15 protein-coding genes are annotated in these 13,692 nt (G+C 64.0%); 2 read left to right on the top strand and 13 right to left on the bottom strand.

The annotated features are described in order from the left end of the window. Positions 1 to 85 precede the first annotated feature (85 nt). From NRG23_RS06560 to NRG23_RS06570, 3 genes are all read right to left on the bottom strand, one after another. Positions 86 to 1,102 carry an ABC transporter substrate-binding protein gene (locus NRG23_RS06560; RefSeq protein ID WP_257374094.1) on the bottom strand — a complete coding sequence of 339 codons (1,017 nt, stop codon included), beginning with the start codon at positions 1,100 to 1,102 and terminating at the stop codon, positions 86 to 88. A 118-nt stretch (positions 1,103 to 1,220) separates the two neighbouring features. Beyond that, on the bottom strand, positions 1,221 to 1,418 hold the full coding sequence (locus tag NRG23_RS06565) for a hypothetical protein (protein ID WP_038579802.1): 198 nt from the start codon (positions 1,416 to 1,418) through the stop codon (positions 1,221 to 1,223). After that, entirely contained in the window at positions 1,415 to 1,864 is a 450-nt protein-coding gene (locus tag NRG23_RS06570; RefSeq protein ID WP_031286381.1) for a hypothetical protein, read from the bottom strand. The genes NRG23_RS06565 and NRG23_RS06570 overlap by 4 nt, the downstream gene beginning before the upstream one ends. A 545-nt stretch (positions 1,865 to 2,409) precedes the next feature. Here NRG23_RS06570 and NRG23_RS06575 point away from each other — a divergent pair. Together NRG23_RS06575 and NRG23_RS06580 are read left to right on the top strand one after the other, a co-directional pair. Further along, a complete protein-coding gene (locus NRG23_RS06575) occupies positions 2,410 to 2,640 on the top strand; it encodes a hypothetical protein (protein ID WP_038631785.1) in 231 nt (76 codons plus the stop codon). A gap of 66 nt (positions 2,641 to 2,706) precedes the next feature. Further along, positions 2,707 to 3,099: a hypothetical protein gene (locus NRG23_RS06580; protein ID WP_028682674.1), complete on the top strand. Its 393-nt coding sequence runs from the start codon at positions 2,707 to 2,709 to the stop codon at positions 3,097 to 3,099. A gap of 20 nt (positions 3,100 to 3,119) precedes the next feature. On the opposite strand, the gene NRG23_RS06585 is transcribed toward NRG23_RS06580, so the two are convergent. The 10 genes from NRG23_RS06585 to NRG23_RS06630 all read right to left on the bottom strand — a co-directional run bounded on the left by NRG23_RS06585 (position 3,120) and on the right by NRG23_RS06630 (position 13,686). Next, a complete protein-coding gene (locus NRG23_RS06585; RefSeq protein ID WP_009048476.1) occupies positions 3,120 to 3,338 on the bottom strand; it encodes a hypothetical protein in 219 nt (72 codons plus the stop codon). Between the two features lie 130 nt (positions 3,339 to 3,468). Beyond that, entirely contained in the window at positions 3,469 to 5,094 is a 1,626-nt protein-coding gene (locus NRG23_RS06590; protein ID WP_257374096.1) for a methyl-accepting chemotaxis protein, read from the bottom strand. A 217-nt stretch (positions 5,095 to 5,311) separates the two neighbouring features. Further along, positions 5,312 to 5,716, bottom strand: a complete 405-nt coding sequence (locus tag NRG23_RS06595) for a TraR/DksA family transcriptional regulator (protein WP_007923643.1) — start codon at positions 5,714 to 5,716, stop codon at positions 5,312 to 5,314. 442 nt (positions 5,717 to 6,158) lie between these two features. Next, positions 6,159 to 7,181 carry an ABC transporter permease gene (locus tag NRG23_RS06600; RefSeq protein ID WP_007923642.1) on the bottom strand — a complete coding sequence of 341 codons (1,023 nt, stop codon included), beginning with the start codon at positions 7,179 to 7,181 and terminating at the stop codon, positions 6,159 to 6,161. Between the two features lie 70 nt (positions 7,182 to 7,251). Further along, entirely contained in the window at positions 7,252 to 8,817 is a 1,566-nt protein-coding gene (locus NRG23_RS06605) for a sugar ABC transporter ATP-binding protein (RefSeq protein ID WP_038636536.1), read from the bottom strand. Between the two features lie 98 nt (positions 8,818 to 8,915). Then, positions 8,916 to 9,842 carry a sugar ABC transporter substrate-binding protein gene (locus NRG23_RS06610; protein ID WP_257374101.1) on the bottom strand — a complete coding sequence of 309 codons (927 nt, stop codon included), beginning with the start codon at positions 9,840 to 9,842 and terminating at the stop codon, positions 8,916 to 8,918. 54 nt (positions 9,843 to 9,896) lie between these two features. Beyond that, entirely contained in the window at positions 9,897 to 10,082 is a 186-nt protein-coding gene (locus NRG23_RS06615; protein ID WP_009048472.1) for a hypothetical protein, read from the bottom strand. A gap of 130 nt (positions 10,083 to 10,212) precedes the next feature. Beyond that, entirely contained in the window at positions 10,213 to 11,271 is a 1,059-nt protein-coding gene (locus NRG23_RS06620; protein ID WP_009048471.1) for a Gfo/Idh/MocA family oxidoreductase, read from the bottom strand. A 273-nt stretch (positions 11,272 to 11,544) separates the two neighbouring features. Continuing rightward, complete coding sequence (locus NRG23_RS06625) at positions 11,545 to 12,405, bottom strand: sugar phosphate isomerase/epimerase family protein (protein ID WP_257374105.1); 861 nt, start codon at positions 12,403 to 12,405, stop codon at positions 11,545 to 11,547. 270 nt (positions 12,406 to 12,675) lie between these two features. Beyond that, the gene (locus NRG23_RS06630; RefSeq protein WP_101282254.1) at positions 12,676 to 13,686 is read right to left on the bottom strand and encodes a Gfo/Idh/MocA family protein; all 1,011 of its coding nucleotides are present in this window, start codon (positions 13,684 to 13,686) and stop codon (positions 12,676 to 12,678) included. Positions 13,687 to 13,692 lie beyond the last annotated feature (6 nt).

The raw sequence follows: 13,692 nt of genomic DNA on the forward strand, positions 1-13,692 counted from the left end.
GCAAGCCTCGCTCCTACAGGGTTACGCAAACTTCTGTAGGAGCGAGGCTTGCCCGCGATAGCGATCTCACTCTCACCGCAATCTCTCAATCGAGACTGGCACTGACCTTATCCGCCACATCCCCGGGCAACCACGCCCGCCATACCTGCGGATGCGCCTTGAGGAACGCCTGCGCCGCCTCCCGGGGTGGCGTGTGCTTTTCGCTCATCTCGGCCAGGGCCTTGTTCAGCGCCTCGATCGGCAAATCGACCTTGCTGAAGAACTCGGCGATCTGCGGGTACTGCTTCTGGAACGGCGTGGACACGCCGATGGACAGCTTCGAAGCCAGAGAGCGCGTGGGGCGTGGATTGGGGTGGTCGGCGTCGGTCAGGGTTTTCCAGGCCTCGGCATCGAACGGCGGCTCTTCCAGCTGGATCAGCTTGAAGCGGCCGAGCAACGGGGTCGGCGACCAGTAGTAGAACAGGACCGGCTGGCCGCGACGGATCGATGAAGTGATCTCGGCGTCCAGCGCCGCGCCGGAACCGCTGCGGAAATTCACATAGCTGTCGGTCAGGCCATAGGCCTTGAGCTTCTGCTTGTTCACCACTTCCGAGGTCCAGCCGATGGGGCTATTGAGAAAACGCCCCTTGCCCGGGCTTTCCGGGTCCTTGAACACATCCTTGTAGCGCGCAAGGTCCGTGACGCTGCGCAGGCCCGGCGCCAGTGGCTTGATGCCCTTGGCCGGGTCGCCCTTGACCACGTATTCCGGCACCCACCAGCCTTCGGTCGCGCCCTTCACCGTGTCGCCCAGGGCCGCTACCTTGCCCTCGGCCTCGGCTTTGACCCACACCGGGCTGCGTCCGGCCCACTCTTCGCCGATGACCTGGATATCGTTGTTGGCCAGCGCGGTTTCCAGGGTGATGGTGGTGCCCGGCAAGGTGTCGGTCGGCAGGTCGTAACCCTTCTCGACGATGGTGCGCAGGATATCGGTGATCAGGCTGCCGCTTTCCCAGTTCAGGTCGGCGAAGTGAATCGGCGCCGGTGCCGCCCAAGCGCCGGCGGGCGCCAGCAAAATACCCAGGCCGAGCAGCGCGCCGCCCAGCAGTGTCCGCAGTCCTTTCATGCCTGTGCCCCTTGTGCCGTTCACAGCGTTGCAGGATGGTCTCGCGGTTTGGGACCGCAAGCCTCTGACTAATTGAGTCATCTGACTGTAGTAGAGGTTCCTGCTTTCGACGGGGACTTCAGTTTTCGCCCTGCTCCTGCAGGCGCTGCAACTCGCGGCGCACCATGCTGGCGTATGCCGCAGGCTTCAGGACATACAGCTGCGAAGCCACCCAGGCCAGCCAGGCGCCTTGCAACACGGCTTTCTGTTCGAACAGGCGCTGGGCCTCGGCGCGGGCGCGCGCAAGATGCTGCTGATGGAATTCGGCGCGGCTCACTCGCTGGCCTTGAAGCTCACCAGTTCACCCTTGCGCCACTTGGCGGCCTTGCCGGTCACGGCTTTCAGGGTCTTGGTCAGGCCTTCCTGCAACTGCTGGTTGGCGGCGAACACCGTCACCACGCTGTGGCCTTCCTTGAACAGGATGGCGTGGCCGTCGGCGGTGCTGACAAAGGCGTATTCGCCCAGGCCGTAGACGGTCAGCTTGATCTCGCGAAAACGGATTTCGAACTTGCCGCCTTCACGGCTGGGCAGGACCGCCGCGCGGAAATGATCGCCGACCTTGAGCTCCAGGCGTGGCTTGTCGTCCACGACCAGGGCCGTCTCGGTATCGATTTCGGCGACGTAAATGCCTTCCGGCGTCTGTTCGGTGATGTAGACGAAACGTGACTGGAACTGTTTGACCAACTTTGCGCGCAAATCGCCCAGGACGAACAACGCGTGCATATCAAGATTACTGACTGCCAAGGAAAGATCCCCGAAACTGAAAATGACTCTGCCCGCGTAAACGACGGACAGCAGAAAAAGGCGGCCGAACCGGCGCCGTGACTCCACATGAAAACAATCCGAAAAAGCACCACTCGCCAACGCGTAGGCGCAAACACCGGTGCGCCCCTCCCCAGGACAACCGGAAGGACTACCGGACCGTTTGGCCCGCATCAAGCGCAGAAGAAGTGGTTCCGACCCGCCGAGAAAGCTGCGCACTCACTGTCGATCGGAAAACCTCACGATCCTTTCGTCACCCTTAATGGGACGGGAGTGCTGCAGGTAAACATCAATCTCTGACTGCCGGGGCAATTCTAGAGCAACTTTATGTATTCAGAGCAACCCATGCGTGAGCAAATCGCTGAAAAAACCTCTTTTATCCTGCCGGTCAGCCACTTGCGTGACTTAACTCAGCCATCGACGGGCAACAACTGCCATACTGCCGCGACCTTGAAGCCAGCCACCGGCCAGGCTTCACCAGCATATTTTCCAGGGGAAAGTCGGACGTGACGGAATTCGATATAGGCGAGTTTTTCATTCATGGCGAAGCCCGGGACGTCGAGGGCGAGTTCCAGGCCGTGATCGTGATGCGCGCCAAGCCACCGCTGCGCACCGTGCGCTACCACCAGGTGGAAAAGGACCGTTGGTTCAAGACCGCGGAACTGGCCGAAGCCGCCGCCAAGGAAGCCGCCCGCGCCCTCAAGCAGGCCGTCGACCAGGGCGCCCTGAACCTCTGAGCCCGCGGTAAAGGATTGCCGCGCCCGACCGACATATTGGCGAGCCTTCCTGTAAAGAGCGCCATGATGATCGACCTCAACCCACCTGCCCGCCTCCCGTCCCTGGCCGAGTTCGCCCTGCCAGGCGCGGCGGGCAGCGAAAGCCCGGCGAGCGATCCGTTTGACCTGCGCACCGCGATCACCCGGGCGACCAACGCTGCTCCCGACGGCGTGCTCGAAGCGAAAAAGAAACGCATCAGGCTGCTGCGCAAACAGATCGAGCAATTGCAGCAACGGCTGCGCAAGGCCAACGAGCGCCTGGCGATGGTGCAAAGCGCCGCCCGGCATCGTACAACCGACGCGCACATGCAGGCCTTGTCCGCCGCCCGGGCCCAGGCGCAGGCCGCCAGCAGCGCCTTGTCGATGGCCCAGGTGGCACTGTTCCAGGCCGAAAGCGCGGTGATCGGCAGCGAGGTCTGAAGGCTCGGATGCCTGCGCCCTCAGGCCGAACGACTGAACAGCGGGTGTCCGGCCTTGTCCCGCGCCAGCTGGGCCAGCCAGGACGCCTGGCATTCCACGGCTTCCTCCCGGCTGGCGAACGGCGCGCCGCGGCGCTCGCCATTGACCAGCACGACCCAGCACACATTCAGCCCGACCGCGCGAAAGGTGGCCGGTACACCGCTACCAATCATCACTGCGACATCGACTTTGCTTTGCATGAGGACTTCTCCTGGCAACTAGTTAGCTAGCTAACAATGTCGCCATACTAATGAGTTCCCATGCTGGGAAAAAGCCATCTCTTGCACAGCTTCGTTGCAGGGTCGGTAACAATGGCCGGCCCGCTCGGGCTCAGCCGCGCGTGGCCTCGACAGCCTGCTCCGGCTTGTAGCCCAGGCGCAGGCCGCCCCAATGCCGGCCCTTGACCCTGATCGGCACCGACAAATCGTGCATCAGCTCGCCGGTATCGCGAGTATAGGTTTGCAGCAACAGTGGCTGCTGGTGGCTGCCGCAGCGGATGCCGGTGCGGTCCTCGAACTTGCGCTTGGTGCGGTTGTGCAGGGTATCCAACTGCGGGTCGCCGGTCAGCGGCTGCGAGAACGCCTTGTTGTGGGTCGGCACGTAGCCCTGGGGCGTGCAGGCGATGGCGAACACCAGGCCTTCGTGACGCGCCAGCAACGGCTCCTGGATCGCCGGCAGCACCTGATCGGCGTAGCGGTCGAAGCGGGTCTGGTATTTCACCGGCTGGGTATTGGCGATCGGCTGGTAGCTGCGGTCGAACAGGTCGTCGAGGCTGATGCGGCTGGCGTCCAGGTCCGCCTCGAACTGCTCGGCGATGCGCCGCGCGCCGTCCTGGGCCAGGTCGTAGATGCGCTGGTGATAGTCGTCCAGGCCGACCTCGGCCAGGCGTTCGCTGATGATTTCCGCCTGCCCTTCCATCTGCACCGCCGCCTCGGCCAGGCTGCGGGTCTGCTGGTCGCTCACCGCCAGGTCGCCGCGCACCTGCTCCACGGCATGGAACAAGCTGTCCAGTTGCTGGCGATTGGTCTCGGCGCCGCGGGCGATCTCGCCGACCTGGCTTTCCACCCCCGCCGCCAGCCGGGCGATGTTCTGCAAATGCTGGCCGGTGGACTCGACCTGCTCCACCCCGGTGTTCAGGTCGCTGGACAGCTGGCGGATCTGCTCCACCACCTGGGCGGTGCGCTGCTGGATATCGCCGACCATCACCCCGACCTCGTCGGTGGCGGTGGCCGTGCGCCCGGCCAGGCCGCGCACTTCATCGGCCACCACGGCGAACCCGCGCCCGTGCTCCCCGGCCCGCGCCGCCTCGATGGCGGCATTCAGCGCCAGCAGGTTGGTCTGGCTGGCGATCGACTGGATCACCAGCGCCACCCGCTGGATGTCTTCGCTGCGCTGGCTCAAGGCCTCGATCAGTTCCCGGCTGTCGTTGGCGCTTTGGCTGAGGCGGTGCATGCGGGTGATCGACTCGCCCAGCACCACGCTGCCTTCGGCGCTGCTGCGATGGGCTTCGCTGGCGGCGCTCAGGGCCTGCTGGCTGAGCTGCGCGGCCAGTTGCTCGGTGTGGATCATCGCCTCGGCGCTGCTGACGATGCGCGCCGCCGAGTCCAGTTGCGACTGCACCCGCCCGGCCAGTTGCCGGACCGAATAGGCCACGCCGGCGGCCGACAGTGCGTTATGGCTGGTGCTGTAGGACAGGTCGCGAGTCAGCGCGGCGATTTCGTTGTTGTCGACGCTGCTCGCCGGCGCTGCGGCCTTGGGCCTGGCCAGGCGCGGCAGCCAGACGATCAGCAGCATCAGCGGCACGGCAAGGTAGAAGGAAAGCAGCCCCTGGGACAGGGCATACAACACCAGCAGCAAGGCGCCGCTTTGCAGGGCTGGAACCTGCCAGCGCCAGGTGGCTTGGGCTGTTGGCAGCGGTTGCGCAGTGGCAGCCGACAAAGATCCGTCTTGCGTCATCTGGATTACCCCACGTTTTTCTAATTATTTGCTCTGCATTGAACGCCACTAAAAAGCCATTATCCATGGTCCATTAGTCGCAGGTTTGCAGCAGATCAATAGAAATGCGCGAGGGGCTTTCAGGGCGCCCACAAACGACTCGCGGGCAAGCCTGCCAGCCCAGGTGCAGTGGCGACCTTGGGGTGGGGCTTGCCCGCGAGGGGAGAAGTCTTGGCGATCAGGCCTGACGCTGGTGCTTGTCGATCTGCTCGTGACGTTCCTGAGCTTCGATGCAGTACTTGGTGGTCGGGCTGATCAGCAGGCGTTTCAGGCCGATCGGCTCGCCGCTGTCGTCGCACCAGCCGAAGCTGTCGTCGCCGATACGGCCCAGGGCCTGCTCCAGTTGCGGCAGCATGCGCTGGTCGCGGTCGATAGCGTTGACCAGCCAGGTCCGCTCTTCCTCTACGGAAGCTGCGTCGGCAGGGTCGGCCGGGGTGTCCAGGCTCTCAATGGCGATTCGGTTCTGTTCGATGCGCTCGTGGGTTTCGACCTTCATGGCCTGCAACAGCTCAGTGAAAAAAGCCAGCTGCTCGGCGTTCATGTAGTCATCCGCCGGCATGGCCAGCAACTTTTCCTTTGTCATTGATTTCTCTATAAAAAATACGTGCATTAAGGCGAATTAAAGCTGTTTTCCGTGCCCCCTTTCGGGGCATCGGAAAGGCGCCATACATTCCAAGCGCCACCCGGCACTCAATTTACGAGGGGCGGCAGTCTAAGGCCCGTTTGAGACCTCAGCAACTGAAATGACATCGAATTTGTCCGACAAGCCCTGAAAGCCCGCCAGGGCTGGCTTTGGCGGCGGTTATCGGAGTGCGTTTATAACAAGAAATTCCATCGGCCGGGGTCTTTTAGAAGACAAACGGCAACGGCAGGCCCGAAAAAGGCCTGCCGCTGCCGTGGTGCAAGGCTTCTGTAGGAGCGAGGCTTGCCCGCGATAATCGTCAATACGCCGCGGTGCATCAGATGCTAAGCGTTATCGTTGAAGTCCATCGCGAGCAAGCTTCGCTCCTACAGAAGCACAGGGCTCAGCGCTTGAGCTTGCGCTTGTTGCGGTACTGGTCGATGACCACCGCCACCACGATGATCAGGCCCTTGATGATGTCCTGGATGTAGGCATCGACACCGACGAAGGTGAAACCGCTGGCCATCACCCCGAGGATCAGCGCGCCGATCACGGTGCCGGTGATGCGCCCCACGCCGCCGGCCAGGCTGGTGCCGCCGATCACCGCCGCGGCGATGGCGTCCAGCTCGTAGGACATGCCCATGCCCGCCTGCCCGGTCGCCGCCCGCGCCGAGGCCACCACCCCGGCCAGCCCCGCCAGCAGCCCGGCGATGCTGTAGACGATCACCAGGTGGCGCTTGACGTTGATCCCCGAGGTCCGCGCCGCCTGCATGTTGCCGCCGATGGCGTAGGTGTACTTGCCGTACTTGGTGTAGCGCAGGGCGATATGGAAGATCACCGCCACCACCAGGAAGATGATCACCGGCATCGCGCCGTGGCCGATGGCCGTGTAGGAATCCGAGAGCATGCTGATCGGCTGGCCTTCGGTGTAATAACGCGCCAGGCCGCGCGCCGAGACCATCATGCCGAGGGTAGCGATAAAGGGCGGGATGCCGGTGATGGCGATGATGCTGCCGTTGATCGCCCCCGCCAGCAGCCCTACCCCCAGCCCGGCCACCACCGGGATCCACACCGGCAGGTCGGTCAGCGACGGGAACACCGCGCGGGTGAAGTCCGAGGTCTGCGCCAGGCTGGCGGCGATCATCGCCGACAGCGCCAGCACCGAGCCGGACGACAGGTCGATGCCGGTGGTGATGATCACCTGGGTCACGCCGATGGCCAGCAGGCCGATGATCGACACCTGCAGGATCATCAGCACCAGGCGCTGGGAGTTCATCAGGAAGCTCTGGTCGCGCACGATCCAGCCGAACAGTTCGAACACCAGGCCGATGCCGATCAGCACCAGGAAGATGCTCAGTTCGGTGGGCAGGCGCCGGCGCGTTCTGGCTGGCGCCGCCGCGGGTTTGTTTTCCAGTATCGCGTTCATAAGCCTTCACCTTCTTCTTGTATGGCCGGCGGCGAACACACCTCGCCGACAGCCTTGATACGTTTGCCGGCTAGTGGACCAGGGACATCCCGGAAGCCAGTTGCATGACCTTCTCCTGGGTCGCTTCGCCGCGGTCGAGGGTGCCCATCAGCTCGCCCTCGTGCATGACCATCACCCGGTCGCTCATGCCCAGCACCTCCGGCAGCTCCGAAGAAATCATGATCACCGCCATGCCCTCACCGGCGAGGTAGGCGATCAGCCGGTAGATCTCGGCCTTGGCGCCGACGTCGATGCCGCGGGTCGGTTCGTCGAGGATCAGCACCCGCGGGTTGGTCATCAGCCAGCGGGCGAGCAAGGCCTTCTGCTGGTTGCCGCCGGACAGGGTGTCGATGCACTGCTCCAGGGACGGGGTCTTGACCCGCAGCTTCTTGCACATGTCCTCGCACAGGGCGCGCAGGGCCTTCTGCTGGATGAAGCCGTTGCCGGCGTAGTGCGGCAGCACCGCCATCTCCATGTTTTCCAGGACCGACAGGCAGGGGAACAGGCCGCTGAGCTTGCGGTCCTCGGTCAGCAGGGCAAAGCCCTTCTCGATGGCCATGTGCGGATCGCTGATGCGCACCGGCTGGCCGTCGAGGCGGATCTCGCCGCCGTCGCTGGGGGTGATGCCGAAAATCGTCTCGGCCACGTTGGTGCGGCCCGAGCCCATCAGCCCGGCAATGCCGAGAATCTCCCCGGCGTGCAGGTCGAAGGACACGCCCTCGAACACCCCGTCCAGGCGCAGGTCGCGCACCGACATCAGCAGCTCGCCGATGGGCTTCTCGCGCACCGGGAACAGCTGGCTCAGTTCGCGGCCGACCATCATCGAGATCAGGCTGTCGCCGTCCATGCTGTCGGCCCGTTGCAGGCCGATGTAGGCGCCGTCGCGGAACACCGCCACTTCATCGGCGATGGCGAACACTTCGTTCATCTTGTGGGTGATATAGATGATGCCCTTACCCTGGGCCTTGAGGTCGGCGATGATCGAGAACAGGTGCGCCACCTCTTTCTCGGTAATGGCCGAAGTCGGTTCGTCCATGATCAGGATGTCGGAGTCGTAGGACACCGCCTTGGCGATCTCGACCATCTGCCGCTCGGCGATGCTCAGGTTGCCCACCTGTTCCTCGGGGTCGAGGTTGATGCGCAGGCGTTCCAGCAACAGCGTGGTGCAGCGGTGCATCTCGCGGTGATCGATCATATGCAGGCCGTTGAGCTGCTCGCGGCCGATCCAGATGTTCTCGGCAATGCTCATGTGCGGCATCAGGTTGAGTTCCTGGTGGATCATCGCGATCCCCGCCTGCAAGGCCGCCAGCGGCGTCTCGAAGTTCACCCGCTGGCCCTTGAGCCGCAGCTCGCCGGCGTCCGGCTGGTAGATCCCGGCGATGATTTTCATCAGGGTCGACTTGCCCGCGCCGTTCTCCCCCATCAGCGCCAGCACCGTGCCGGGGCGCACCCGCAGCTGCACATCGGACAGGGCGACAACCCCGGGAAAGCCCTTGCTGACGTTGATGACTTCCAGCAGATAGGGCTCTTGCCCGGACTGGGCGGCGGGCGGCACGGCCGCCGCCGGGATGCTCGAAGCAGTCGCTGAAGCGAACATGATCAGGTACTCCATCCGCGGGGTAGCTGGGCCACCCCGCCGGCTTATTGTTGTGATGGAACGGGCGAGCTTTTTTGAACCCGTTTTTTAAAGCGGGCCTATTTGAACTGGGCGACGTTTTCCGGGGTGATCAGGCGATAAGGCACCCACACCGCCTGCTCCACCGGCTCGTGCCTGGCCATCTTCACCGCGGTGTCGATCGAGCCGTCGGCCTGGCCCTTGGCATCCTGGAACACCGAGACCGCCAGGTCACCCTTCTGCACCGCGCGCAGGCCATCGGGCGTGCCGTCGACCCCGGCGATCAGCACGCTGCCCTTCTCCACCCCGGCCTGCTTCAGCGCCATGGCGGCGCCGATGGCCATTTCATCGTTGTTGGCCACCACCGCGTCGAACTTGCGGCCCTGGGTCAGCCAGTCGTTGACCAGGGTCATGGCCTTGTCCCGCAGCCAGATCCCGGTCTGTTCCTGCTCGACCTTGATCCCCGGATATTTAGCCAGCACTTCCTTGACGCCCTTGGTGCGGTTGGTGGTGGAGTTGTTCGCCAGGTCGCCCAGCAGGATCACCACCTCGCCCTTGCCGCCCATCTTGTCGGCCAGGTACTGCATCTGCATCTGTCCGGCCTCCAGGTCGTTGGAGGCCACGGTGACCACGCCCTTGGGCAGGTTCAGGTCGTCCGGACGGCGGTTGACGTAGACCAGCGGAATCCCGGCCTTGGCCGCGGCCTCGGTGATCTTGCGGGTCGCCGCGGTGTCCACCGGGTTGACCACGATGGCGTCGACCTTCTGGCTGATAAAGCTTTCCACCTGGCTCAGTTGCTTGACCACGTCGGCCCGGGCGTCCTCGAACTGCAGGGTGACGCCGTCCGGCAGGGACTTGGCTTTCTGGTCCATGGATTCGCGCAGGTAGGTCAGCCAGGTGTCGTCGAACTGCGACATGCTCACGCCGATCTTCAGGTCAGCGAACGCCGAGCCGCTACCCAGCAACAGGGACAGGGCGAGCGTGGCAAAACGGGTCTTGGTCTTCATGAAAGGTCTTTCTCCACATTCTTGTAGGTTTTATGGATAAGGCGCAGAAACCACTCAGTGAGGCAGACGCACGATCGGCGCGCCGGGCATGCAGCACACCAGCGCGCCCTTGCGTTCGACGCAAAGCAGGCGGACCAGGGACTGGACGATGGCGGCAGGCCGGGATGTTTGGCGAGACAGCGGACGGCGGCGCAAGAATGCGCGACGAAGCAGATGCAAAGCGGAACTGAAGGTTTTCATCGACGGTACCTGTTGTTTTTGTTGGCGGGTTCCACTCGGCTCAAGGCGGGCTTGAGGTCGGTGCGAGAACCCTGCTAGTCGGCAACCTGGAAACGACTTTATTGGAAAATAATTTCTATATCAACTCATTTTAGAATTTTATTCCAAATTCATTCTGCAGCCGGAAATCGGCCATTTCCACCACCTGGCGCTGGCGCCAGCTCAGGCGCGCGGCGTCCAGTACGCGGGTGGTGGCCAGGGCCTCGGCCGGCGTCACCGGCAGCGGCCCCTGCCCTTGCAGCGCCGCCTGCCAGCGTTTATAGAACTGCAACCAGTCGCCCCGCTCGGAGGCTATCCGCTCGCGAATCTCGCCCTGCTCGAACCAGCCCCAGCGCCGGTGTTCCTCGACGCCCCAGCGCTCGCCCTCGGTCTGCGGCGACAGGCCGGCGACCAGCGCCTGCTCCTGGCCGTCCAGGCCCTCGACCGTATAACTGCCGGCCGAACCGCTGACCCGGAACCGCGGTCCCTGGCAGTTCTGCAGACAACTACCGGACAAATGTGAAACCACGCCATTGGCATGGCTCAGGGCGAGGAAAAAACCGTAGTCGCAGGTCGGCGCCTGGGCGGCGTACTGCAACTCGGCGTAGACCCGGGTCACCGGGCCGAACAGCTGCAAGGCCTGGTCCACCAGATGGCTGCCAAGATCGCGCAGGAACCCGCCGCCGCTGGCATTGCCCACGGCCTGCGGCACATAGCGCTCGACCCGCGACTCGAAGCGGCTGACGCTGCCCAGGGTGCCGCTGTCGATCAGCTTGCGCAGGGTGAGGAAGTCCGAGTCCCAGCGCCGGTTCATGTACAGGCTCAGCGGCACCCGGCGGGTTGCAGCGGCGTCGATCAGCGCCCGCGCCTGTTCCACGTCGCTGGCGAAGGGCTTGTCGCTGACCACCGGGACACCGCGCTCGATGGCTTCCAGCACCAACGCCGCGCGGCCCTCCAGCGGGGTGGAAATCACCAGCCCGTCGACCCCGGCCGCGACCAGTTGCTCGATGCTGTCGAAGGCCCGCACCCCGGGATGCTCCGCCGCCAGCAGTTGCCGGCGCTCGGCCGAGCGGGTGACCACCCCGACAAAAGTCGCGCCGGGCAGGCTGGCAATCAGCGGTGCGTGAAAATGTCGGCCGCCATGGCCGTAACCCACCAATCCAATGCGCATCGCAAAGCCCTCCTTATATAGAACCGTTGTACTGCTGTAGCCGCTGGCGCAGCCTGCGATCGACCACGCGGTAACGGTAATCAACTCGCCCTTGTAGGAGCGAAGCTTGCTCGCGATGGAGGTCAACGACGACGCGTATTTCCTGACGAAACGCAGCATCTTCAGGTTCATCGCGAGCAATCGAGCGTCGACCGGCTGCTCCTACAAACGGCGGTACGTAGAAATGCCGGCCGCTCCCCATTCGATCCGCATGATCCGACCACAGGGGTCGCTTCAGCGGCACAGTTCGCCGCTGACCCGCTCCAGCATCATCCGGTTGGATTCGTCCGGGCGGTCTTCCCAGGCGAACACCGAGACCGTGGCGATGCCGTCGAACTGGATCTCGCGCAAGGTATCGAAGAACGCCGTCCAGTCCACTTCGCCCTGGCCGATGTCCAGGTGCTGGTGCACGGTGGCGGTGACACCCGGCGGGTTGACGATATAGCGCAGGCTCGACGACGCCTTGTGGTTGTAGGTGTCGGCGATGATCAGGTGGCTGAGCTTGCTGCCCGCGTACTTGAGCATCGAGGCGATGTCGCCCTTGCCGTCGTCATAAAAGAAGGTGTGCGGCGCCGCGTACAGGTAGTTGATCCAGTCCCGGTCGAAGCCGCGGATGATGTCCACCGACTCGTTGTTGCGCTCGCAGAAATCATAGGGATGGGCCTGGATATCCAGCTTGATGCCCTCGCGCTCGAACTCCGGGATCAATTCGTCCATGGAGCGCATGAACTGGTTCTCGCACACCAGCGGGTTGTCCGACTGGCCGGTGAACTCGGTGTTGACCAGCTCGCAGTCCAGTTCCACGGCGATCTGGATCGCCCGCTTCCAGTTGCGCACCGCCGCCACGCGCAAGCCTTCGTCGGCGGCGGCCCAGTGGTACATCGGCAGCAGCGACGAGAGCTGCACGCCGCTGTCGCCCAGGGCCTTGCGAAACGCCTTGATCCTCGCCCGGTCGACCCGGGGCGCCTTGTAGAACGGCAGGAAATCCTCGCGGGGCGACAGCTCGATGTACTCATAGCCCAGCTCGGCGGCCTTGTCGGTCATCTGGCCCAGCGGCAGGTGGCGGTACATGTAGGGGTCCAGTGCAATGCGCATTTTAGTGTCCTCCCCGAATCTCAAGTGGTGGCCTGTAGCCGCTGCCGCAGGCTGCGATAAGGCCGAAGGCCTTCAGCGATCTTGAGGCCTTGCGCGCCCTTCGGTCGCGATCGCAGCCTTCGGCAGCGGCTACATACTGTTTGGTCTGTAGGAGCGAAGCTTGCTCGCGATGGACGTTAACGATGACGCGTATTTTCTGGATAAACGCGGCGCTCTCAGGTTCATCGCGGGCAATCGAGCGTCGACCGGCTGCTCCTACAAAATCAGCATTCAGCCATAGAACGCCGGGCGCGGCGGCTGTGCGACCTTGACGATCTGCCCGCTGTTCTGCGCCTCGATGCAGGCATCGGCGGCCACCGCCGCGGCATAGCCGTCCCAGGCTGAAGGACCGCCCACCTGCCCGGCCCGCACGCCGTCGATAAAGGCCTGCAGCTCGACGTCATAGGCGGCGATAAAGCGGTCTTTCCAGTCCATCAGGATCGCGTTGGACAGCTTGGCCTCGCTGCGCAACTGCACCTGGGACGGCTCCGGCAATTTGGCGATGCCGGTCTCGCCCACCACTTCGCACTGGATGTCATAGCCGTACTGGCAGTTGACGAAAACCTCGACGTCGATGCGCGTGCCCTTGGCGGTTTCCAGCAGCACCACCTGCGGGTCGCGCAGATGCGCCAACGCCTTGCTCGACTTGCGCGGGAACACCACCTGCACTGACACGTAGTCGTCGGCCAGCAGCCAGCGCAGCACGTCCAGCTCATGGATCAGGGTGTCGGTGATCGCCATGTCGGTCTTGTAGTTCTCGCCGACCCGCGGGTTGCGGTGGGCGCAGTGCAGCATCAGCGGCTCGCCGATCTGGCCGCTGTCGATCACCGCCTTCAGCGCGCGGTAGCCAGCATCGTAGGGGCGCATGAAGCCCACCTGCACCAGGCGCTTGCCGTGGGCCATCTCGGCCTCGACGATCTTGCGGCAGCCGGCGGCGGTCACTGCCAGCGGCTTCTCGCAGAACACCGGCTTGCCGGCGGCGATGGCCGCCAGCACGAACTCTTCATGGCTCGGCCCCCAGGAGGTGACCAGCACCGCCTCGACCTCCGGCGCCTTGATCAGCGCGTGGCCATCGGGATACACCTCGGCGGCGATCTTCAGCTCGGCCACCACCTTCGCCGCCTGCTCCAGGTTGATATCGGTGACCGCCACCACCTGGCTGCCCAGCAGGGTCTGGCTGCAACGACGGATATGGTCCTGGCCGATGGCCCCGGTACCGATGACGCCCAGTTTCAAAGACATGGTGCT

Source organism: Pseudomonas sp. T8, from assembly GCF_024610635.1.
Lineage (GTDB): Bacteria > Pseudomonadota > Gammaproteobacteria > Pseudomonadales > Pseudomonadaceae > Aquipseudomonas > Aquipseudomonas chlororaphis_I.

What these genes read in the sequence shown, in the direction of transcription:
- NRG23_RS06580 (WP_028682674.1), top strand. Translation starts at nt 2,707, where the DNA reads ATGATCGACCTCAACCCACCTGCCCGCCTCCCGTCCCTGGCCGAGTTC.
- NRG23_RS06590 (WP_257374096.1), bottom strand. Translation starts at nt 5,094, where the DNA reads ATGACGCAAGACGGATCTTTGTCGGCTGCCACTGCGCAACCGCTGCCA.
- NRG23_RS06570 (WP_031286381.1), bottom strand. Translation starts at nt 1,864, where the DNA reads ATGCACGCGTTGTTCGTCCTGGGCGATTTGCGCGCAAAGTTGGTCAAA.
- NRG23_RS06610 (WP_257374101.1), bottom strand. Translation starts at nt 9,842, where the DNA reads ATGAAGACCAAGACCCGTTTTGCCACGCTCGCCCTGTCCCTGTTGCTG.
- NRG23_RS06620 (WP_009048471.1), bottom strand. Translation starts at nt 11,271, where the DNA reads ATGCGCATTGGATTGGTGGGTTACGGCCATGGCGGCCGACATTTTCAC.
- NRG23_RS06585 (WP_009048476.1), bottom strand. Translation starts at nt 3,338, where the DNA reads ATGCAAAGCAAAGTCGATGTCGCAGTGATGATTGGTAGCGGTGTACCG.
- NRG23_RS06560 (WP_257374094.1), bottom strand. Translation starts at nt 1,102, where the DNA reads ATGAAAGGACTGCGGACACTGCTGGGCGGCGCGCTGCTCGGCCTGGGT.
- NRG23_RS06595 (WP_007923643.1), bottom strand. Translation starts at nt 5,716, where the DNA reads ATGACAAAGGAAAAGTTGCTGGCCATGCCGGCGGATGACTACATGAAC.
- NRG23_RS06605 (WP_038636536.1), bottom strand. Translation starts at nt 8,817, where the DNA reads ATGTTCGCTTCAGCGACTGCTTCGAGCATCCCGGCGGCGGCCGTGCCG.
- NRG23_RS06625 (WP_257374105.1), bottom strand. Translation starts at nt 12,405, where the DNA reads ATGCGCATTGCACTGGACCCCTACATGTACCGCCACCTGCCGCTGGGC.
- NRG23_RS06615 (WP_009048472.1), bottom strand. Translation starts at nt 10,082, where the DNA reads ATGAAAACCTTCAGTTCCGCTTTGCATCTGCTTCGTCGCGCATTCTTG.
- NRG23_RS06630 (WP_101282254.1), bottom strand. Translation starts at nt 13,686, where the DNA reads ATGTCTTTGAAACTGGGCGTCATCGGTACCGGGGCCATCGGCCAGGAC.
- NRG23_RS06600 (WP_007923642.1), bottom strand. Translation starts at nt 7,181, where the DNA reads ATGAACGCGATACTGGAAAACAAACCCGCGGCGGCGCCAGCCAGAACG.